This is a genomic window from Burkholderia sp. BE12 (assembly GCF_002959955.1).
Classification (GTDB): Bacteria; Pseudomonadota; Gammaproteobacteria; order Burkholderiales; family Burkholderiaceae; genus Burkholderia.
The window spans coordinates 219,021-238,923 of sequence record NZ_PREY01000008.1 but is presented as its reverse complement, the minus strand read 5'-3'; the positions used below and the strand labels follow the sequence as shown (position 1 = coordinate 238,923).

The following is a 19,903-nucleotide window of genomic DNA, read 5'->3' as shown; positions in this document are numbered from 1 at the left end:
GAACAGCGTACCGCTTACTTGTTCTCGAACATGTCCATGATCTGCTGCTTCTCCTGCGGCGTGACGGGCGGCGGCGCCAGCCCTGCCGCGCCGGCCGAGCCGAGTGCGTCGTTCGCGCTGATCGCGTTCTCGGCCGGGTTGATGTCGACGTTCGCGACGAAGCCGTTGCCCGGCGTGCGATCGGCGTAGTACAGCTCGCCGTCGATCGAGGTCAGGCCGTCCGGCATCGGCATCTGCTGCTCGGGCACGCCGTTCAGCGCGGTGCGCATGTAGTTCACCCAGATCGGCAACGCGAGCTGCGCGCCGAATTCGCGGCTACCGAGGCTCTTCGGCTGGTCGAAGCCCATCCACGCGACCGCGACGAGCGATTGCTGATAGCCGGCGAACCAGCCGTCCTTCGCGTCGTTCGTGGTACCCGTCTTGCCTTGCAGGTCGTTGCGGCCCAGCGCGTTGGTGCCCGCGCCCGTGCCGGCCGTCGCGACCGAATGCAGCAGGCTGTTCATCACATACGCGTTGCGGCCTTCGATCGTGCGCGGCGCCGTGCCGCCCGCGACCACCGGCTGCGACTTCTGCAACGCCTGGCCGCGCGCGTCGTCGACTTCGGCGATCAGGTACGGATCGACCTTGTAACCGCCGTTCGCGAACACCGCATAGCCGGTCGCGAGCTGCAGCGGCGTCACGAGGCCCGCGCCGAGCGCCATCGGCAGGTAAGGCGGCGTCTTCGCCGGATCGAAGCCGAAGCGCTGCGTCACGTACTGCTGCGCATACTGCGTGCCGATCGACGCGAGGATCCGGATCGATACCAGGTTCTTCGAACGCTGCAGGCCGGTGCGCATCGTCATCGGGCCGTCCGGCTGGTCGTCGTCCTTCGGCTCCCATGCGGTGCCGCCCGGCACGCTCGGCGGGAAGTACAGCGGCGCGTCGTTGATCATCGTCGCCGGCCCCAGCCCCTTGTCGAGCGACGCCGAGTAGATGAACGGCTTGAACGAGGAGCCCGGCTGCCGCCATGCCTGCGTCACGTGGTTGAACTTGCTCTTGTTGAAGTCGAAACCGCCGACGAGCGAGCGGATCGCGCCATCCTGCGGCGCGATCGCGACGAGCGCGCCTTCGACCTGCGGCAACTGCACGACCTGCCAGCCCGTCTTGCCGTCCTTCAGCACGCGCACGACCGAGCCCGGCTTGATGCGCAGCGTGTTGTTCGCGCGCGGCCCCAGCGCGGCCGACACGAAGCGCAGCCCGGCCGGCCCGATCGTCGTGGTCGCCCCGCCGACGAACTGCACCTCGACCGCGTTCGGCGATGCCGACAGCACGACCGCCGACTGCAGGTCGCCGTTGTCCGGATGATCGGCGAGCGCGTCGTCGATCGCCTCGTCGCGCTCGTCGCCGGCCGCCGGCAGGTTGATCGACGCTTCGGGGCCGCGATAGCCGTGACGGCGCTCGTAGTCGAGAATGCCGCGACGCACGGCCTGATACGCGGCTTCCTGGTCGGCCGAGTTGATCGTCGTCGTGACGGTCAGGCCGCGCGTGTAGGTTTCGTCCTTGTATTGCTGGTACATCATCTGCCGCACCATTTCGGCGACGTACTCGCCGTGCACCGCGTACTGGTTGCCCGGCGTGCGCACGTGAATCTCTTCCTTGATCGCTTCGTCGTACTGCGGCTGCGTGATGTAGCCGATGTCGAGCATGCGCTTCAGGATGTATTCCTGACGCACCTTCGCGCGCTTCGGATTGACGACCGGGTTGTACGCGGACGGCGCCTTCGGCAGCCCCGCGAGCATCGCCGCTTCCGCGAGCGTGATGTCCTTCAGGTCCTTGCCGAAATACACGCGCGCCGCGGCCGCGAAGCCGTACGAGCGCTGGCCGAGATAGATCTGGTTCATGTACAGCTCGAGGATCTGGTCCTTCGTCAGGGCCTTCTCGATCTTGTACGCGAGCAGCATTTCGTAGATCTTGCGCGTGTAGGTCTTCTCGCTCGACAGGAAGAAGTTGCGCGCGACCTGCATCGTGATCGTGCTCGCGCCCTGGCGCGCGCCGCCGTGCATCAGGTCGGCCACGCCCGCGCGCAGGATGCCGAGGAAATCGACGCCGCCGTGCTCGTAGAAGCGGTAGTCCTCGATCGCGAGCACGGCCTTCTTCATCACGTCGGGGATGTCCTGGAAGCGCACGAGGCTGCGGCGCTCCTCGCCGAACTCGCCGATCAGCACGTGATCGGCGGTGAACACGCGCAGCGGCACCTTCGGCTGGTAGTTGGTCAGCGCATCGAGCGACGGCAGTTGCGGCGCCATCACGACCAGCGCGTAACCGACGATCAGCGCGCCGACGACCGCCAGTGTCGCGAACAGGCCGACGAACCACAGCGCGACGCGCGAGCCGAACGTGCGGCGGCGCCCTCCGCCACCTCCGCTGCGCTGCTGCGCGCGGCGGCCGTCGTCGTGATCGTCGTCATCGGGGTAATAGGCTCCGGACGGCGAACGGCGCAGCGTGTAGTGGGGTTCGTTCCTGTCGGAAGAAGAAGGCGGTCGTTTGATAATTGGCATGTCGGAATGGCGGGCGTACATCGCGCCCTCGGACGCATGCGGAAATGCAAGCGGATGAATCAGAGTGGGTGCATCGAGATGCGGCTGTCACGTCGACAGACCCCGCCGCGCGGCGATCCGTTCCCGCGACGTGACAGCGCATTTTAATGAAATCGATCGGGGGCCTTCGCGATTTTTTGTAAAAATTCCCGCAATGCCGTGATTTCCGGAACGTATTGTCGGCATCCTCGGCCTATGATGGACACGCAACACGGCACGCGCGGGCGAATTTCTTTCAGCGGCGAAAGGTTGGGCGTCCCGATGCGCGAGCCGCTTGAACTCGCGCGTTTAAGCCGTATTTAAGTGAACCGGTGGTGTAATATCCGCCGGCTCACGCGGGTCGGAATCGGCTCGCGGCGGGCACTGCCGCGGTCACGCGGCGCCTTTCAACCACGGAGGATTTCATGTCGCTTTTCGACTCTATTTCGCGCACGATCAAAGGCCTGCTGAACGATGCGGCCGATTCGGTACAGGATCCGTCGCGCGACGCACGGCAGATCGTGCGGGAGCTCGACGACAGCATCGGCCGTGCCGAGAATTCGCTGATCGAGATCGAGGCACAGGTCGCGACCCAACGCAGCAAGCGCGATGCGGCCGACGACAAGGTGAAGAAGTACGAGGACGGCGCGAAGCGCGCGCTGCAGGGCGGCGACGAAGCGCTCGCCCGCGAGGCGCTCGCCGCCCAGTCGAACGCGGAAGCCGAGCGCGATGCGCTCGCGGCCGAGCTGACGACGCTCGAGCCGTCGGTCGAGAAGCTGAAGGGGCAGATCGCCGACATGCGTCAGCGCCGCAACGACCTGAATGCGCGCTCGAACATCCTGCAGGCCAAGCAGGAAATCGCGCAGGCGAAGGACGTGGCCGCCAGCGCGCTGGGCGGTATCGGCGGCAAGAACCTGTCAGAGGACTTCCAGAAGCTCGAGGACAAGGTCGCGCTGCAGAACGCACGCTCGGATGCGCGCATCAATTCGGCCGATGCGTCGAGCGGCAAGGCGCTCGACGACAAGCTCGCGGCGTTGAACAAGGGCCCGTCGGTCGAGGATCGCCTCGCCGCGCTGAAGAAGCAGCTCGATACGCCCGCGCAGTAACCGCCGCGCGGGCAACCGCGCCGCGCCCCGGCCCGGGTGCGCGGCGCGAACCGATCGTCAGGAGACGGGCGCCTGCGCCCGGTTCGACCATGAAGAAATCCCTCGCCGCACTCGGCCTCTCGCTGATGTTGCTGTCGTCCGCCGCGTTTGCGGTCCCGTCGCTGCAGCAGGTCGAGCAATCGATCGCGCAGCGCGACTGGCAACGCGCCGACACGCAGCTGTCGCAAGTCATCGACGCCCATCCGAACAACGCGCACGCGCGCTACCTGTATGCGCAGGTGCTGGACCGCGAAGGCCGCGCGTCCGACGCGCTCGCGCAACTGCAGCGCGCGAAATCGCTCGATCCGCAGCTGCGCTTCACCGACGCGTCGCATTTCGCGCAGACGGAGTCGCGCATTCGCGCCGACGCCGCGCGCGTGAGCGGCAACACGCCGTCGGCCACGCAGGCCGGCACGCTGCAGCCGGGGCTCGCCCCCGCCGTCGCGCCGGCGGAAAAGCACGGCCCGTCGACCGGCATGTGGATCGGCCTCGGGCTGATCGTCGCCGTGATCGCGCTGGTGCTGCGCTGGACGCTCCGGCGCGCGCGCACGGCCGACAACGGCCGCGCCGACGACGAACGCCGCACGCAGCTCAAGCGCGCGACCGACGTGCTGAACGACATCCGGCCGCTGAAGCTCGATGCGAAACTGTCGACGGCGCCCGGCGCCGCGGCGCTGACCGGCGAACTCGAAGCGATCGAGAACGACGCGCGCACGCTCGTCGAGACGCTGTCGAACGGCAAGAATCCGGTGCCGCCGTATCGCGTCGACGAACTCGAACAGCGTCACGCCAGCGTGAAGGCACGCGTCGAAGGCCGCCCCGACCCGGCCGCGCAGCCCGCGGCGCCGGCGAACGGCAGCGGCTCCGTGTACGCGCAGGAAGCCGACCGCATGACGGGCGCCCAGGGCCAGCCGTATCAGCAACAGCCCTACCCGCCGCAACAACCCTATCCGCAACAGCAGCCGCCCGTCGTGATCCAGCAAGGCGGCGGTTTCGGCGGCGGGATGGGCGGCCTGCTGACCGGCGTGCTGCTCGGCGAAGCGATGTCCGGCGGCCGCGAACGCGTGGTCGAACGCGACGTGATCGTCGACGGCGAGCGCCGCCGGCAGGAAGCCGACCCGGGCTTCGATCTCGGCCGCGGCGACGATTCGAACTGGAGCGACGGTAGCAGCGGCGGCGGCGGCGGCGGCGGGATGGACCTCGGCAGCAACGACGACGGCTGGACCGACGACAACACCTGAACACCCGCGCACCGGGCGTCGACGTGCGTGTCGACACCCGGTGCGCGCACGCCAGGCCCTGCTGCATGGCCGGTCGCGCCGACGCGCGGATTTGTCAATCATTTCAAGATGGACTACCGGCAATGGGGTGCGTTCGCTATCATGCGGCCATCGGCGTGCCTCCGACCTTCATTCGACGCAAAGCAATCCTGCGCGTCGCGGCACGCCTCCCTCGCCCCCAACCAGGAGAAAGCCGCTCATGAGCATCATCAAGGAATTCAAGGAGTTCGCCGTCAAGGGCAACGTGATGGATCTCGCCGTCGGCGTGATCATCGGCGGCGCGTTCTCGAAGATCGTCGACTCGGTCGTGAAAGACCTCATCATGCCGGTCATCGGCGTGGCGACCGGCGGTCTGGATTTCTCGAACAAGTTCGTTCTGCTCGGCACCATCCCCCCGTCGTTCAAGGGTAATCCCGATTCGTTCAAGGACCTGCAGGCCGCGGGCGTCGCCGCATTCGGCTATGGCTCGTTCATTACCGTGGCGATCAATTTCGTGATCCTCGCGTTCATCATTTTCCTGATGGTGAAATTCATCAACAAGCTGCGCAAGCCGGACGAAGCCGCGCCGGCCGCGACGCCGGAAGACATCGTGCTGCTGCGCGAGATCCGCGATTCGCTCAAGCAGCGCTGATCGCCGCGTCGCGCCAGCCAGGCCCGCCTCGAGCGGGCCTTTTTATTGCGCACGCGATGCACCGCCGCATGCGGCCCATCTCATTTTTTTGTGACGAGCGAATGCACGCGCGGGAAAAGCAGGTCTATGATGGAGACTAAACGACAGTACGGGCGCCAAGACGCTGGCTGTGTCGATCATGGCGAGCAGGTCGACGGGAGACATTGATCGTCGTACTGCACGAATGCAGCATTTTCGTGTGCTATAAAGGATCGACATGCGGCGTACATAGCCGGGAGTGGGTCGCATGAAAGTGCCGCATTTCTTGCAATTGTTTTTGAGGCGAGTGTTTATGTCCTTCCCGAAAAAACGTCGGCGTGCGCAGCAGGACGGCCAGGAGTCATTCCTCGCGGTCTTGCGCCACTCGAAACCGTTTGCCCAACTCGACACCAAGATTGCCCGCGCCCGCGCGCAGGACGAACCCGTCCTCTATGCGCACGTGCTGCCCGGCCTCGACGTGCTCCTGTGCAGCGTCCGCGGCGCGCAGCCGCCCTATCCGGCCATCGCCGAGCTGCGCAAGCGCTGCATCGAATCGATCGCCAACGCACTCGAGCAGCCGCTCGACGGCCTCGAAAACGGCGGATACTGGTACGAAGCGAACGGCTTCGGCTTCCTCGTCTTCGCGAGCCGTGCGCGGGCGCGCATCCTGCCCGAGTTTGGTGCAGGCACGAAAGCGAGCCTGCGCGGCGGCCTCGGCCGCCAGAACGCCGGCGACACGACACCCCGCTCGCTCGGCTGATCCGCCAGCCCTTCGATGGGCCGCCTCCGGGCGGCCCATTTGTCATTCACGCGCCCCGCTTGCCCGTCACGACGCCTGCCGACGGCCGTTGTTCGGCCGCACGATGTCGACGAACGCGGCGAAATCGGCGCCGGCGAGCCCCTGCGCGGCGCCGAGCCTCAGCACCTGCTGCACGGTGGCCGACACGGGCATCACCGCGCCCGTATCGCGCGCGGCGTCCGCGATTGCATCGACATCCTTCTGGAACGTACCGAGCGCGCCGATCGGTGGATGACCGCCCGACGTCATGCGCGGCACGAACGTCTGCAGCAGCACCGAATCGGCCCAGCCGCCGGCCAGCGCCTCGGCCAGGCGCGCGGCGTCGATGCCGCTCGCCTGCGCCAGGCCGACCGCCTCGGCGATCGCGGTGACCGTCGCGGTGACGATCGCCTGGTTGCACAGCTTCGCCGTCTGGCCCGCGCCTGCGTCGCCCATGTGGGTGATGCGCGACGCATACGTATCGATCAGCGGGCGCACCGCGTCGAGATCCGCCGCGCGGCCGCCCGCCATCACCGCGAGCGTGCCGGCCTGCGCGCCCGGCACGCCGCCGGACACCGGCGCATCGACCCAGCCGACTCCCAGTGCGGCCGCGCGCGTCGCGTAGTCGCGCGTGGCGGCCGGCGGAATGCTCGAATGATCGACGATGCGCAGCAGGCGGCGCGCGCCCGCGTCACCGGAAAGCAGCCCGTGCTCGCCGAACACGACGTCGCCGACCGCACGGCCGTCGAGCACGCACACGAATACCGTATCGACGCGCTCGGCCAGCTCGCGCGGCGTGCCGACCACCTGCGCGCCGTCCTTCACCAGCGCGTCGGCCTTGTCGCGCGAGCGATTCCACACGCTGACGCGATGCCCGGCCGCCAGCAGATGCCGAATCATCGGCGCGCCCATCAATCCCGGTCCGCAAAATCCGACTTCCACGATGTTCCTCGTCTCCGATATGGGTTGCACTTGCCGCCCATCATACCTATCACTCAAGAAGCCGGGCATGCACGGCACCGTTGCGGGACCGTTGCGGGACCGCGCCTTGCACCGGCCCACCATACGAACGTCCCAGGGAGCGCATCATGAGCGACCACGTGTACAAGATGATCGAGCTGACCGGTTCGTCGCGGCAATCGAGCGACGACGCGATCCGCAACGCGATCTCGAAAGCCGGCAAGACGTTGCACAACCTGCACTGGTTCCAGGTGACCGAAACGCGCGGCCACATCGAAGGCGATCAGGTCGTGCACTGGCAAGTCACGCTGAAGGTCGGCATGCGCATCGACGACTGACGCACCCGCCGCCTCGCCCGCCGCGCCGCGATCCGGTCCGCGCGATTCGGATCCGCGCGGCGCCACGCCCCCGTCTTTCCCCGTTCAGGCCCCCTGTCGCGGCCCGGCCGGCGGATGCCTGCGGGTATCCATCCCTTGACGCTGATTTTCGTTCATATTAAAAACGATATACCCCACCGACCCCTCGATCAGCCCAGCCATATAAACCGGAGATAACATGAGTCAGCAACGCGAGGCGATCGACACGTACCTCTTGCGCGTCTTGCACACCTTGTTGATGGAGCGCAGCGTCACGCGCGCGGCCGTCAAACTGAACCAGTCGCAACCGGCGATCAGCGCCGCGCTGCGGCGCCTGCGCGACATCACCGGCGATCCGCTGCTGGTGCGCGGCAAATCCGGCATGGTGCCGACCGAATACGGGCTGCGCCTGCTCGAGCCTGTGCAGAACGCGCTGCGTGAAATCGAGCGCATCAAGTTCCAGCAGCACAATTTCGACCCGGCCACGTCGATCCGCTGCTACCGGATCGGCTGCCCCGACTACCTGAACGTGCTGTTCGTGCCGACCGTCGTCGAACGCTTTCGGCTGGCCGCGCCGAACGCGACGCTCGAGTTCCACTCGCTCGGCCCCGCGTTCGACTACGAGCTCGCGCTGGAAGACGGCAAGCTCGACATCGTCGTGGGCAACTGGCCCGAGCCGCCCGAGCAACTGCACCTGTCGAACCTGTTCGTCGATGAAATCGTCTGCCTGATGAGCAACACGCACCCGTTCGCGAAGCGCGGCGGGCTCACGCTCGACCAGTACCTGAACGCGCCGCATCTCGCGCCGACGCCGTATTCGGTCGGCCAGCGCGGCGCGATCGACGTGCATCTCGCGCGCGAGCGGCTCAAGCGTCATGTGGTCGTCACGCTGCCGTACTTCAACCTCGCGCCTTACGTGCTCGTGAAGTCGGACCTGATCTTCACGACCACGCGGCTGTTCGCCGATCACTACGCGAAGTTCCTGCCGCTGTCGGTCGTGCCCGCACCGCTCGACTTCCCGCCGATGCAGTACTACCAGCTGTGGCACGAGCGCTGCCATTACTCCGACGAAGTGCGCTGGCTGCGCAGCCTCGTCGCCGAAGCCACCCGCACGCTGATCGAGGCGTAGCGGCTCACGCCGCCCGCGCCGTCACGGCGCGGTGCGGCGATGGCCGGCGGCACGCCCGCCAACGCGGCGGCCGCACGGCTTCAACATGGCTTCAGCGCGATGCGTCGACGAGTGCGTGCGCCAGCGCGTTGTGACGCTCGATCACGGGCGGCAGATCGAGCGTCGCGAGCCGCCCTTCCCGCACCACCACCTTGCCGTTCACCACCGTGTACGCCGTCTGCGACGGCGCGCAGAACACGAGCGCCGCGACCGGATCGTGCAGCGCGCCCGCGAACAGCGGCTGACGCAGGTCGAACGCGGCGAAGTCCGCGGCCATGCCGGGTTTCAGCGCACCGATGTCGTCGCGGTTCAGCACCTTCGCGCCGCCGAGCGTCGCGATTTCGAGCGCTTCGCGCGCGGTCATCGCGTCGGGCCCGAAGCCGACCCGCTGCAGCAGCAGCGCCTGGCGCACTTCCGCCACCATCTGCGCGCCGTCGTTCGACGCGGAGCCGTCGACGCCGAGGCCAACCGGCACGCCCGCGAGCCGCATCTTCTTCACCGGCGCGATACCGGACGCCAACCGCATGTTCGAACAGGGGCAGTGCGCGACACCCGTGCCGGTACGCGCGAACAGACCGATGCCCGCATCGTCGAGCTGCACGCAGTGCGCATGCCACACGTCGTGGCCGACCCAGCCGAGATCTTCCGCGTATTCGGCGGGCGTCATCCCGAACTTCTCGCGGCTGTACGCGATATCGTTGACGTTCTCCGCAAGGTGCGTGTGCAGCGACACGCCGTACTCGCGCGCGAGCACGGCCGCGTCGCGCATCAGCTCGCGGCTCACCGAGAACGGCGAGCACGGCGCGACCACCATGCGCAGCATCGCGTAGCGGCCTTCGTCGTGATAGGTCTCGATCAGGCGCTGCGTGTCGCGCAGGATGTCGGGTTCGCGCTCGACGACCGAATCGGGCGGCAGCCCGCCGTCGCGCTGGCCGACACTCATCGCGCCGCGGCTCGCGTGAAAGCGCATGCCGATCCGCTGCGCGGCGCCGATGCTGTCGTCGAGCCGGCTGCCGTTCGGGTAGATGTACAGATGGTCGCTCGACGTCGTGCAGCCCGACTGCAGCAGCTCGGCCATCGCGGTGAGCGTCGACACCTCGATCATCTCGGGCGTGAGATGCGCCCAGATCCGGTACAGGTTCGTGAGCCAGCCGAACAGCTCGGCGTTCTGCGCGGCCGGCACCGCGCGCGTGAGGCTCTGATACATGTGGTGGTGCGTGTTCACGAGCCCCGGGATCACGAGGTGGCCGCGCAGGTCGAGCACTTCGTCGGCCGTGTCGGGCAGCTCGGCGCTCGGGCCGACCGCGACGATCCGGTTGTCTTCGATGTAGAGCCCCGCGTCGCGCAGCTCGCGGCGCGTGTCGTCCATGGTCACGAGCACGTCGGCGTGCTTGACCAGCAGGGTCGTCGGGCGGGATGAAGAGGAGTTCGGCGCGCGTGCGCCAGCGTGCTGCTCGAGATTCATGCGTTCTCCGCGTCGGTCAGCCTCCAGGGGCTGTCCTGGAAGCGGTCACACAGCCGTTCGAACGCTGAATCGCGGCACGCCCCGGTGCCTGCGTCCGTTCGAACGCCCTGGCCCGGTTACCCGGCGTGCTCGCCGTCTTCGGGGTACGCGCCGGCCACGGGCCGATGCGCACGGCGGGAGGATCGCCCAAGCGCGCGCCGCGCACAATGCGCGATCCGGAATACCGCCCTTCAGGGATTCGATATGGTACGCCGCGCGACGCCCCGCCGGGCGGCCGGAACCCTCGCTCGAAGCCGTATCCGGCGTGCCGTCGACAGCCGCTCATGCGCGGCGCATTATCTTTGATATCGCGCCCGTATTTGCGTGGGGAACCTTTTTACAATGCCTGCACGGCGCTCGCTTCAATCTCGCCGACGGGTATGTAGCCACGTGACGTGGAGCCTCGATCCGCCGCACAGTCAATGGATCGAGTCGCCGCCGAACCTCGCATTCACACAGGGAACAACGAATGGGAAAGCTCACTACCCACGTACTCGATACGGCGCACGGCCGCCCCGGCGCTGCCATCAAGGTGGACCTCTACGCGCTGGACGGCGATTCGCGCCGCGCGATCAAGACCGTGCTGACCAATAGCGACGGCCGCTGCGACGAACCGCTGCTCGAAGGCGCCGCGCTCGCCGCCGGCGAATACGAACTCGTGTTCCATGCCGGCGACTACTTCGCGGCGCTCGGCGTGAAGGTGCCCGAACCCCGCTTCGTCGACCGCGTCGTCCTGCGCTTCGGCATCGCCGACACCGGCTCGCACTACCACGTGCCGCTGCTCGTGTCGCCGTGGTCGTACAGCACCTATCGCGGCAGCTGACACACGTATCGGCGCCTGCATCAAGACAAACGATCTGAGTCTGGAGGAGTTTCATGGAAGGCTTCATCACCGACTGGCTGAACCTCGCGCTGCGATGGCTGCACGTCATCGTCGCCATTGCGTGGATCGGCGAGTCGTTCTATTTCGTCGCGCTCGACAACAGCCTGAAACCGCCGACCGACCCGAACCAGCGCAAGCGCGGTGTGTTCGGCGAGCTGTGGCACGTCCACGGCGGCGGTTTCTACAACATGCAGAAGTACACGGTCGCCCCGCCGGAAATGCCCGACGACCTGCACTGGTCGAAGTGGCCGTCGTACACGACCTGGCTGTCGGGCTTCACGCTGTTCTTCGTGCTGTACCTGCTCGCACCGAACACGTACCTGATCGACAAGAACGTGCTCGACATGGGGCCGGTGGTCGCCGTCGCCTCCGCACTCGGCTTCCTCGCCGCCGGCTGGATCGTCTACGACTCGCTGTGCCGCATCCTCGGCACCAACGATCGCGTGCTCGGCATCTGCGTGGGCCTCTACGTCGTGATCGCGGCATACCTCGCGTGCCACATCTTCTCGGGCCGTGCCGCCTACCTGATCGTCGGCGCGATGCTCGCGACGATCATGTCGGCAAACGTGTTCTTCGTGATCATCCCCGGCCAGCGCAAGATGGTCGACAAGATGCTCAAGGGCGAGGAACCGAACCCGATCTACGGCAAGCGCGGCAAGCAGCGTTCGGTGCACAACACGTACTTCACGCTGCCGGTCGTGTTCGCGATGCTGTCGAACCACTATGCGATGACGTACACGAACAAGTTCAACTGGGTCGTGCTCGTGCTGATCATGCTGGCCGGTGCGCTGATTCGCCAGTTCTTCGTGATGCGTCACCGCGGCAAGCAGCTGTGGTATCTGCCGATCGGCGGCGTCGCGCTGCTGTCGGGCGCGCTGGTGTGGACGATGCCCAAGCCGGTCGCCCCGGAAGCGCAAGCGGCCAACGCACCGAAGATCGTGATCAACGACATCATGCCGGTCCTGCAGCAGCGCTGCGTCGAGTGCCACTCGGCCAAGCCGACGCTGATGGGCAGCGCGCCCGCGGGCGTGATGTTCGACACGCCGGATGAAGTGTCGAAGAACGCGCAACGTATCTACGATCAGGCCGTGCGCCTGAAGGCGATGCCGATCGGCAACGTCACGCACATGACCGACGACGAGCGGATGAAGCTCGCGGCCTGGTTCGAGGGCGGCGCGGTCAAGTAAGCCGCCGCGCGCCGGAAGTCGTTCGCCGGCGCCATCCTCTCCGTTCGCGGGCCCGGTGACGGGCCCGTTTTTTTGCCTGCGCGCAATACCCTTCTCGCGTCAGCCGTGCATCGCGTCGCGCTGTAGTGCGACGAGCGCATCGAGCGCGCGCGGGCCGTCGTCGAACGGCACGAAGATGTGATCGTGATACGCGGCGGCCATCACGTTGCAACTGATGCCGGCCGCGCCGAGCGCTCGCGCGAATGCCGCGGTGAGCCCGACGGCGGCAAGATCGGAATGCACGGTCAGCGTGATCCACGCGGCGCGGAACAGCACGGGCCAGCCGCGACGCACGGCCGTCTCCTCGCCGACCACGACCGTCAGCCCTTCCGCTTCGCGGAAGGTCGCAATCGTGTCGGACAACGACACGTCTCCCTCTTTGGGCAGTGACACGAACGCGAACGCACCCGGATGCAGTTCGGGTTGCATCGTGCGCAGCAGGATCGCGAGGTCGTTTTCAGGTTGGCTCATCGAAGGAACACGTCCGGAACCGGACGTCGTGCGGTGAAGGTGCACGCACCATAGCACGCGCGAGGAACGGCGCCATGCACGCCCCGCCGCGATTTCGTCCGCAAGCCAGCGTCGGAACGCGGGTACGCTTCGGGTCACCTCACTTCGTCGACGGATGCCGGCAGCCGGGCAATCGCCTTGATCTCGAACTGGAAGCCGCACAGCCAGGTCACGCCGACGGCAGCGAAGCTGCGCGTGTGCGTCGACTGGGTCGCCGAGTTGATGGCGCGGCATGCGCCGGTCGCGAACCGGCGGCGCGGCAGCCGTGGTTCGCGCGATACCGGCAAGACCGCGTCGACCTGATTCGCGAGCCGGCCAGCGCACATAAAAAAACCCGCGCGGATTGCGCGGGTTTCGACGGACGGACGGACGGCCCGACTCAGGCCGTCAGCGCATGCAGCGCGTCGTCGGTCAGCCACAGCGATTCCTGCAGATCCTGCTCGTTCAGGTTCAGCCCGTCGCCGCCACGATCGACGACGATGAAGTCGCTGACGCCGCCGAGCGCGATCAGCGGGTGATGCCACACGCCTTTCGCATAGTTGACGCCCTGCCAGCCGCTCGTCACGAACGCGCGGATCTTCGCCGGATCGAGATCGCCCGCGGGCGCGACGACGACGAGATACGGCTGGTCGTTCAGCGGCACGAACGCCTGGCTGCCGAGCGGATGCCGCTCCAGCATCTTCACCTCGAACGGCAGCGTACGCGGCTGGCCGCGGAACAGGTTGACGAGCGTGCGACCGCCTTCATCGGTCACGTCGACTTTCGCGAGATCGTGAAAGCGGATCGTCGTGCCGAGGTTGATCGGAATCTGCTTCGCCCCTTCCGTTTCGATCACGTCGCCGAACGGCGCAAACGCTTCCTTGGTCAGCGGTTCGATGGCAAGCGTCTTCATTTGTCGAGCGTCCCCCACAGACGCAGGCGCGACACGCCGCCGTCAGGAATGATGTTCAGTCGCACGTGCGTGACGGGGCCGAGCGACGCGATGTCGTGTTCGAAGTAGTGCTGCTTGTCCATCTGCAGCTTCTGTTCGCCGAGCAGCACCGGCCAGAACATCGACTGCGTGATCAACGAGCTGTCGGTGCCGCCCGACACGTAGGCGGCCTGGATCGAGCAGCGATCCGGGTAGTTGCCCTTGAAGAACGCGGTATCGACTTCGATCTTGCGGATCACGCCCGGCTGTGCGAGCGCGATGATCGCCCAGTCGTTGCCCGGCTCGCGGCGGCGGCGGGTTTCCCAGCCGTCGCCCATGTTCACGCCGCGGCCCGGCAGCAGCAGGTTCGACGCGACGCCGAAGTGCTGGTTGTTCGCCGCCACCACGTAACCGCCGTTTTCCATCGCCGCGAGGTCGAACTGCTCGGTCGCGCTCGCGCCTGCCCAGTCGAGCTGCGGCTGGCCGTACACGCGCAGGCGCGCGATGCCGCCATCCGGGTAGATGTTCACGCGCAGGTGCGTAAACGCCCGCGCGTCGCTCGCTTCGACGTAGTGATGACTGTTGCCTTGCAGCGTGGTCGACGCGACGATCTCGACCCACTCGGTCGCCTGCGTCGGCGCGCCGTCGGCCACGAACGCGGCCTCGATCGACGCGGCCGGCGGGAAGTTGCCGGTGAAGTGGCTCGTGTCGATGTCGAAGCCCTTGATCACGCCGGGGCGCGCGAGCTTGACGATGCACCAGTCGTAGCCGGTCGTGCGCTTGCGGCGCGTCTCCCAGCCGTCCATCCACTTGCCGTGGTCGTCGTACTTGCCGGGGATGAAGACGGCCGGCTCGGGGTTCAGCATCCGGTCCTTCGGCGCGAAGAAATCGTCGCTGGCCTCGAGCGCCTGCGCACCGAGACGCGGGTCGGCAAGATTCACGTAGCGCCGCGTGAAATCGGGTGCGTTCGGATCGAGAAGCGGAACAGCCATGATGTTTCCTTGTTTCAGTGAGGCGATCGGGCCGCTGCGACGCAGCAGGCCGTATTGCGGTGTCAGGCGTCGATCAGGTCGTCGAGGCGAAAGCGCGCGATCCGGTAGATCTGGTCGAGGCTCGCGCGCAGCTCCTCGGCGCGCGAATGATTCACGCGCGACTCGAAGTTCGCGATGATGCCGTGGCGGTCATAGCCGCGCACCGCGAGGATGAACGGGAAGCCGAACTTCTCGCGATACGTGCGGTTCAGCGTCAGCAGCTTGTCGAATTCTTCCTGCGTGCACTGGTCGAGGCCCGCGCCGCTTTGCTCGCGGGTCGACTCGGCCGTCAGTTCGCCGCGCACGGCGGCCTTGCCGGCCAGCTCCGGGTGGGCGTTGATCAGGGCGAGCTGGCGCGCTTCGCCGCCGGTTTCCACCGCATCCGACATCGTCTTGTGCAGCGCGTCGATGCTCGCGAACGGCCGCTCGCCCGCGGCGACTTCGGCCACCCACGGCGAATGTTCGAAAATCCCCGACAGCGCCGCGACAAATGCGCTCGGCGCCATCGTGTTCAGTTGTTCCAACGTATAGCGCATCGCCTTCATGCTTTCCCTTCGTTTCGATGATTGGGCTGATACGGATGATGTTCACGCCAGTGACGCGCGATATCGACACGGCGCGTCACCCATACGCGATCGTGCTTCTCGATGTGATCGAGGAACCGCTGCAGCCCGCGGAACCGGCCCGGCCGGCCGAGCAGCCGGCAGTGCATGCCGATCGACAGCATCTTCGGCGCCTCGTCGCCCTCCGCGTACAGCACGTCGAATGCGTCGCGCAGGTAGTCGAAGAAGTGATCGCCGGTGTTGAAGCCCTGCGGCGTCGCGAAACGCATGTCGTTCGTGTCCAGCGTGTACGGCACGATCAGTTGCGGCGACGTGCGGCCGCCCGACACCTCCACGTCCATCCAGAACGGCAGGTCGTCGCCGTAGTTGTCGGAGTCGTACAGGAAGCCGCCGTATTCGGCGACCAGGCGGTGCGTGTTGGGGCTGTCGCGGCCGGTATACCAGCCGAGCGGACGCTCGCCCGTCACGCGCTCGATCGCTTCCATCCCGAGGCGCATGTGCTCGGCTTCGAGTTCCGGCGTCATGCTCTGGTAGTGAATCCAGCGCCAGCCGTGGCACGCGATTTCGTGGCCGAGCTCGACGAATGCACGGGCAAGCTCCGGATGGCGCTCGATCGCCATGCCGACGCCGAATACCGTCAGCGGCATCCCGCGCTTCTCGAATTCGCGCAGGATGCGCCACACGCCGGCGCGCGACCCGTATTCGTAAATCGACTCCATGCTCATGTGGCGGTCCGGATACGCGGCCGCGCCGACGATTTCGGACAGGAACTGCTCGGAGCCCGGATCGCCGTGCAGCACGCAGTTCTCGCCGCCCTCCTCGTAATTCAGCACGAATTGCACGGCGACGCGGGCGCGCCCCGGCCAGTTCGCCTGAACGGGATGGCGGCCGTAGCCGATCAGGTCGCGAGGATAGTTGGGATCGAGTGACATGGTTCGAAATGCAACGAAAGCGGGCTGAAACAACGGGTTCGCACCGACCGCGCGGTGCCGGAGGCTGGCCGCGCAAGCCGATGCGATGACGGCCCAGTGTAGCGAAAAGGTTCATACGCGCCCATACAGCGGCGCAGATAGTGCGTGTCAGACGGTGTGTATGTGCGGTTGCGGCAAATCGGGGGCCGAATCCGCCGCATCCCCGTCCGGCGGGCTGAAGCGGGCGAACGCGCCGTCGTAGCGCTTCGGCAGCGGCCGCGCGTAGTCGCCGCGCTTCGCGGTCGCGAGGCGCAGCGCGACGAGCGCCTCGGCCCACTTGACGGCCGCCGTGACGCCCTCGACCACCGGCGCGCCGATCTGCTGCTCGATCTCGTGCGCGAATTCGGCCATCCCCGCGCAGCCGAGCACGATCGCGTCGGCGCCGTCCTCGTCGAGCGCGCGCCGGCATTCGTCGACGATGATCCGGCGCGCGGCCGAACCGGGCCGGTCGAGTTCGAGCACCGCGACGTCGGTCGCACGCACGTTGCGGCAGAACCGCTTCATCCCGTACCGCTCCGCGAGGTGCCATGCCATCCCGCAAGTGCGCGCGAGCGTCGTGACGACCGAGAAGCCCGGCGCGAGCACGCTCGCCGCATGCATCGCGGCCTCGGCGATGCCGATCACCGGCCCGCGCGCGAGCTCGCGCGCCGCATACAGGCCCGGATCGCCGAAACATGCGATCACGTACGCGTCGCAGCCGTCGCGCTCGCCCAGTGCGATCTCGGCGAGCAGCCCCGGCGTCGCGAGCGCCTCGTCGTAATACCCTTCGATCGACGGCGGCCCCATCGGCGGGCTCACGGCCACGATCTCCGTGCCGGCCGCCGCGACCTCGCGCGCGCACCGGCCCATCGCGTCGGTCATCCGCTGCGTCGTATTCGGATTGATCAGTCGGATCTTCATTGCACGCTCCTTACGCCTTCGCGCTCACGAGCAGCCGGTAGAACACGAAGCCGAGCCCCGCGCCGATGAACCACGAGAAATTCGCGACGCCCTGCCAGCCCGGCACCATCACGCAGACGACCGCGATCACCGCGGCCGGCAACAGCGCGGCGAGCGCGCGGCGGTTCACGCCGCCCGTGTACCAGTAGGTGCCGCTTTCCGACATCGTGTACAGGTCGTCGCGCACGAGGCGGCCGCGCTTGACGAGGTAGAAGTCCGCGATCAGCACGCCGTACAGCGGACCGATGAACGCGCCGAGCACGTCGAGCGTGTAATGGATCACGGCCGGATTGTTGAACAGGTTCCACGGCGTGATGAAGATCGACGCGACGGCCGCGAGCATCCCGCCCGCGCGCCAACTGATCAGGCGCGGCGCGACGTTCGAGAAATCGAACGCGGGCGACACGAAGTTCGCGACGATGTTGATGCCGATCGTCGCGATCGTGAACGTCAGTGCGCCGAGGATCACCGCGGTCGGATGGTCGATGCGGCCGACCGTCTCGACCGGGTCGGTGATCAGTTCGCCGAACACCGGCAGCGTCGCGGCGGTGGTAATCACCGTGACGAGCGAGAACGCGAGGAAGTTGACGGGCAGCCCCCAGAAATTGCCGCGCTTCACCTCGCCGAACGAGCGGCAGTAGCGCGAGAAATCGCCGAAGTTGAGCATCGGCCCGGAGAAGTACGACACGACGAGCGACACGGCGGTGATCATCACAGGGATCACTTCCGCGCCGTGATACTTGACGCCGCCGAGGTTGATGCCGATGTTGCGCCAGCCCGCGCGCCACACCATGTAGCCCGCCAGGATGAACATCACGACATAGACGGCCGGGCCCGCGAAGTCGATGAACTTCTTGATCGTCTCCATCCCGTTCCAGAACACGAACGCCTGGAGCACCCACAGCAGCATGAAGCCGGCCCAGCCGACCGCCGACAGCCCGAGGAAGCCGTAGCGATGGACGTCCGCATACGGCAGCCATTGCGGGAAGAATTTCAGCACGACGATCACGAGCGCGCTCGACGCGAGATAAGTCTGGATGCCGTACCAGGCGATCGCGATCAGCCCGCGGATCACGGCCGGCACGTTCGCGCCGAGCACGCCGAAGGTCGCGCGGCACGCGACCGGATACGGCACGCCGATCTGCTGGCTCGGTCGCGCGATCAGGTTGCACAGCCCGTTCACGAGGCCGATGCCGACGATCAGCGCGATCAGCACCTGCCAGCTCGTCAGCCCGAGTGCGAACAGGCTGCCCGCGAACACGTAGCCGCCGACGCTGTGCACGTCCGACATCCAGAACGCGAAGATGTTGTACGCACCCCATGTCTGATTTTTAAGGGGTGCCAAATCTTCGTTGTACAGACGTTCGCTGTAACCATCCGGCAGTGCCGGGTCGCCGCCCTCGCCGCCTTCTTCCGCCGGATAGGCGCTGTCGTGCGCCACACTGAACTGAGCCATGACTTCTCCTTGACGCGGCCGGGTGGCCGCTCCACCGTCATCGATATCGCTCCGGATCGTCGCCCGGAGTCGGACCAGCGGCCCGCGGCAAACACCGCAGGCCTGCATTGCTCTCGTCGTGTGGCGCGCGGCCGGGTTCGCGTCGCCGTTCAGGCGCCGCCGAACACTTCGCGCAAATCGACCTGCCCTTGCGCGGGCCGGTCCAGCATCTTCAGTTCGACATGCTGCAGGTGGCGCGCCATCAGCGTCACCGCCCGCTTCGGATCGCCCGCCTCCAGTGCGGCGAGGATCTCGTCGTGGTCGTCGCACGAGCACGGGCTGCGCCCGTGCGATTCGTACAGCGCCGACATCAGCGTCGAACGTGCGACGAGCCCTTCGAGGCACTCGCTGAGCGTCGCATTGCCCATCAGCGTCGCGAGCGCCGTATGGAATTCGCCCGACAGCCGGATCCACGCCGCGAAATCGTGCCGCTCGAACGCCTTGCGCTCCTTGTCGATCAGCGCCGCGACGCCCTTCAGCCGCCTGGCGCCGGGGCCGGTCGCGAGCCGCTCGACCACGGCAAGCTCGATGATCCGGCGCATCTCGAACACTTCATGCACGTCCTGCAGCGTCGGGCTCGCGACGAACGCGCCGCGGTTCGGCTCGAGGTCGACCAGCTTGTCGGTCGCGAGCTGCGCGAGCGCCTGGCGGATCGTCCCGCGCTTCACGCCGAACACGTCGCAGAGCTGCGCCTCCGTCAGCTTCGCGCCGGGCGCGAGCCGATGCTCGAGGATCGCGGTACGGATGCGCTCGGCGATCGCTTCGGGACCGGCTGCACCGGACGGATGGGAATCGGGCTCGTTCATGATCTGCATCGTGTGATGATCCTCATCCTAGGACGGACATAAAGATTGTCAACAATTCTTTTGCAGGATTTCGCACAATTGGCGCGCGGCGGCATGTCTCCATTCGGTGCGCCGCGCACAGAATTCATGCGCAGCAAGCCGAACAGGCAATATGGAGGCGCTTCTCGTCGTATA

The 19,903-nt window shown here is 66.9% G+C and carries 20 protein-coding genes; 9 read left to right on the top strand and 11 right to left on the bottom strand.

Features of this window, described 5'->3' with window-relative positions:
• Window positions 1-14: 14 nt before the first annotated feature.
• Window positions 15-2,537: a penicillin-binding protein 1A gene (locus C4B30_RS11605; protein ID WP_027784709.1), complete on the bottom strand. Its 2,523-nt coding sequence runs from the start codon at window positions 2,535-2,537 to the stop codon at window positions 15-17.
• 443 nt (window positions 2,538-2,980) lie between these two features.
• Between C4B30_RS11605 and C4B30_RS11600 the strand changes: the two genes are divergently transcribed.
• From C4B30_RS11600 to C4B30_RS11585, 4 genes are all read left to right on the top strand, one after another.
• Window positions 2,981-3,661 (top strand): PspA/IM30 family protein, encoded by a 681-nt coding sequence (locus C4B30_RS11600; RefSeq protein ID WP_027784710.1) that lies wholly within the window; start codon window positions 2,981-2,983, stop codon window positions 3,659-3,661.
• An 89-nt stretch (window positions 3,662-3,750) separates the two neighbouring features.
• Window positions 3,751-4,941: a tetratricopeptide repeat protein gene (locus C4B30_RS11595; RefSeq protein ID WP_027784711.1), complete on the top strand. Its 1,191-nt coding sequence runs from the start codon at window positions 3,751-3,753 to the stop codon at window positions 4,939-4,941.
• Window positions 4,942-5,179: 238 nt separating this feature from the next.
• On the top strand, window positions 5,180-5,611 hold the full coding sequence (mscL, locus tag C4B30_RS11590; protein WP_027784712.1) for a large conductance mechanosensitive channel protein MscL: 432 nt from the start codon (window positions 5,180-5,182) through the stop codon (window positions 5,609-5,611).
• A 331-nt stretch (window positions 5,612-5,942) separates the two neighbouring features.
• Window positions 5,943-6,389 carry a hypothetical protein gene (locus tag C4B30_RS11585; RefSeq protein ID WP_027784713.1) on the top strand — a complete coding sequence of 149 codons (447 nt, stop codon included), beginning with the start codon at window positions 5,943-5,945 and terminating at the stop codon, window positions 6,387-6,389.
• Between the two features lie 66 nt (window positions 6,390-6,455).
• Here C4B30_RS11585 and C4B30_RS11580 read toward each other — a convergent pair whose 3' ends face one another.
• Window positions 6,456-7,349 (bottom strand): NAD(P)-dependent oxidoreductase, encoded by an 894-nt coding sequence (locus C4B30_RS11580; RefSeq protein WP_027784714.1) that lies wholly within the window; start codon window positions 7,347-7,349, stop codon window positions 6,456-6,458.
• Window positions 7,350-7,495: 146 nt separating this feature from the next.
• Here C4B30_RS11580 and C4B30_RS11575 point away from each other — a divergent pair, with 146 nt between their 5' ends.
• Together C4B30_RS11575 and C4B30_RS11570 are read left to right on the top strand one after the other, a co-directional pair.
• Window positions 7,496-7,705: a dodecin gene (locus C4B30_RS11575; RefSeq protein WP_006493215.1), complete on the top strand. Its 210-nt coding sequence runs from the start codon at window positions 7,496-7,498 to the stop codon at window positions 7,703-7,705.
• A gap of 217 nt (window positions 7,706-7,922) precedes the next feature.
• Complete coding sequence (locus C4B30_RS11570; protein WP_006478550.1) at window positions 7,923-8,852, top strand: LysR substrate-binding domain-containing protein; 930 nt, start codon at window positions 7,923-7,925, stop codon at window positions 8,850-8,852.
• Window positions 8,853-8,943: 91 nt separating this feature from the next.
• On the opposite strand, the gene C4B30_RS11565 is transcribed toward C4B30_RS11570, so the two are convergent.
• On the bottom strand, window positions 8,944-10,356 hold the full coding sequence (locus tag C4B30_RS11565) for an 8-oxoguanine deaminase (protein ID WP_027784715.1): 1,413 nt from the start codon (window positions 10,354-10,356) through the stop codon (window positions 8,944-8,946).
• Between the two features lie 508 nt (window positions 10,357-10,864).
• Here C4B30_RS11565 and uraH point away from each other — a divergent pair.
• Window positions 10,865-11,218 (top strand): hydroxyisourate hydrolase, encoded by a 354-nt coding sequence (gene uraH / locus C4B30_RS11555; protein WP_027784716.1) that lies wholly within the window; start codon window positions 10,865-10,867, stop codon window positions 11,216-11,218.
• A gap of 53 nt (window positions 11,219-11,271) precedes the next feature.
• The gene (locus C4B30_RS11550; protein ID WP_027784717.1) at window positions 11,272-12,465 is read left to right on the top strand and encodes a urate hydroxylase PuuD; all 1,194 of its coding nucleotides are present in this window, start codon (window positions 11,272-11,274) and stop codon (window positions 12,463-12,465) included.
• A gap of 99 nt (window positions 12,466-12,564) precedes the next feature.
• On the opposite strand, the gene C4B30_RS11545 is transcribed toward C4B30_RS11550, so the two are convergent.
• On the bottom strand, window positions 12,565-12,975 hold the full coding sequence (locus C4B30_RS11545) for an ACT domain-containing protein (protein ID WP_027784718.1): 411 nt from the start codon (window positions 12,973-12,975) through the stop codon (window positions 12,565-12,567).
• A gap of 177 nt (window positions 12,976-13,152) precedes the next feature.
• Here C4B30_RS11545 and C4B30_RS11540 point away from each other — a divergent pair, with 177 nt between their 5' ends.
• The gene (locus C4B30_RS11540) at window positions 13,153-13,317 is read left to right on the top strand and encodes a hypothetical protein (RefSeq protein ID WP_227789485.1); all 165 of its coding nucleotides are present in this window, start codon (window positions 13,153-13,155) and stop codon (window positions 13,315-13,317) included.
• Window positions 13,318-13,393: 76 nt separating this feature from the next.
• Here the strand turns inward: C4B30_RS11540 and C4B30_RS11535 are convergent, their stop codons facing one another.
• The 7 genes from C4B30_RS11535 to C4B30_RS11505 all read right to left on the bottom strand — a co-directional run bounded on the left by C4B30_RS11535 (window position 13,394) and on the right by C4B30_RS11505 (window position 19,738).
• Window positions 13,394-13,906: an ureidoglycolate lyase gene (locus tag C4B30_RS11535; RefSeq protein ID WP_027784720.1), complete on the bottom strand. Its 513-nt coding sequence runs from the start codon at window positions 13,904-13,906 to the stop codon at window positions 13,394-13,396.
• The gene (alc, locus tag C4B30_RS11530) at window positions 13,903-14,916 is read right to left on the bottom strand and encodes an allantoicase (protein ID WP_027784721.1); all 1,014 of its coding nucleotides are present in this window, start codon (window positions 14,914-14,916) and stop codon (window positions 13,903-13,905) included. The genes C4B30_RS11535 and alc overlap by 4 nt, the downstream gene beginning before the upstream one ends.
• A 62-nt stretch (window positions 14,917-14,978) precedes the next feature.
• Window positions 14,979-15,500: a 2-oxo-4-hydroxy-4-carboxy-5-ureidoimidazoline decarboxylase gene (uraD, locus tag C4B30_RS11525; protein WP_027784722.1), complete on the bottom strand. Its 522-nt coding sequence runs from the start codon at window positions 15,498-15,500 to the stop codon at window positions 14,979-14,981.
• Complete coding sequence (puuE, locus tag C4B30_RS11520) at window positions 15,497-16,450, bottom strand: allantoinase PuuE (RefSeq protein ID WP_027784723.1); 954 nt, start codon at window positions 16,448-16,450, stop codon at window positions 15,497-15,499. The genes uraD and puuE overlap by 4 nt, the downstream gene beginning before the upstream one ends.
• A 147-nt stretch (window positions 16,451-16,597) precedes the next feature.
• Complete coding sequence (locus tag C4B30_RS11515; RefSeq protein ID WP_027784724.1) at window positions 16,598-17,389, bottom strand: aspartate/glutamate racemase family protein; 792 nt, start codon at window positions 17,387-17,389, stop codon at window positions 16,598-16,600.
• 10 nt (window positions 17,390-17,399) lie between these two features.
• A complete protein-coding gene (locus C4B30_RS11510; protein WP_027784725.1) occupies window positions 17,400-18,884 on the bottom strand; it encodes an NCS1 family nucleobase:cation symporter-1 in 1,485 nt (494 codons plus the stop codon).
• Between the two features lie 149 nt (window positions 18,885-19,033).
• A complete protein-coding gene (locus C4B30_RS11505) occupies window positions 19,034-19,738 on the bottom strand; it encodes a GntR family transcriptional regulator (protein WP_027784726.1) in 705 nt (234 codons plus the stop codon).
• Window positions 19,739-19,903 lie beyond the last annotated feature (165 nt).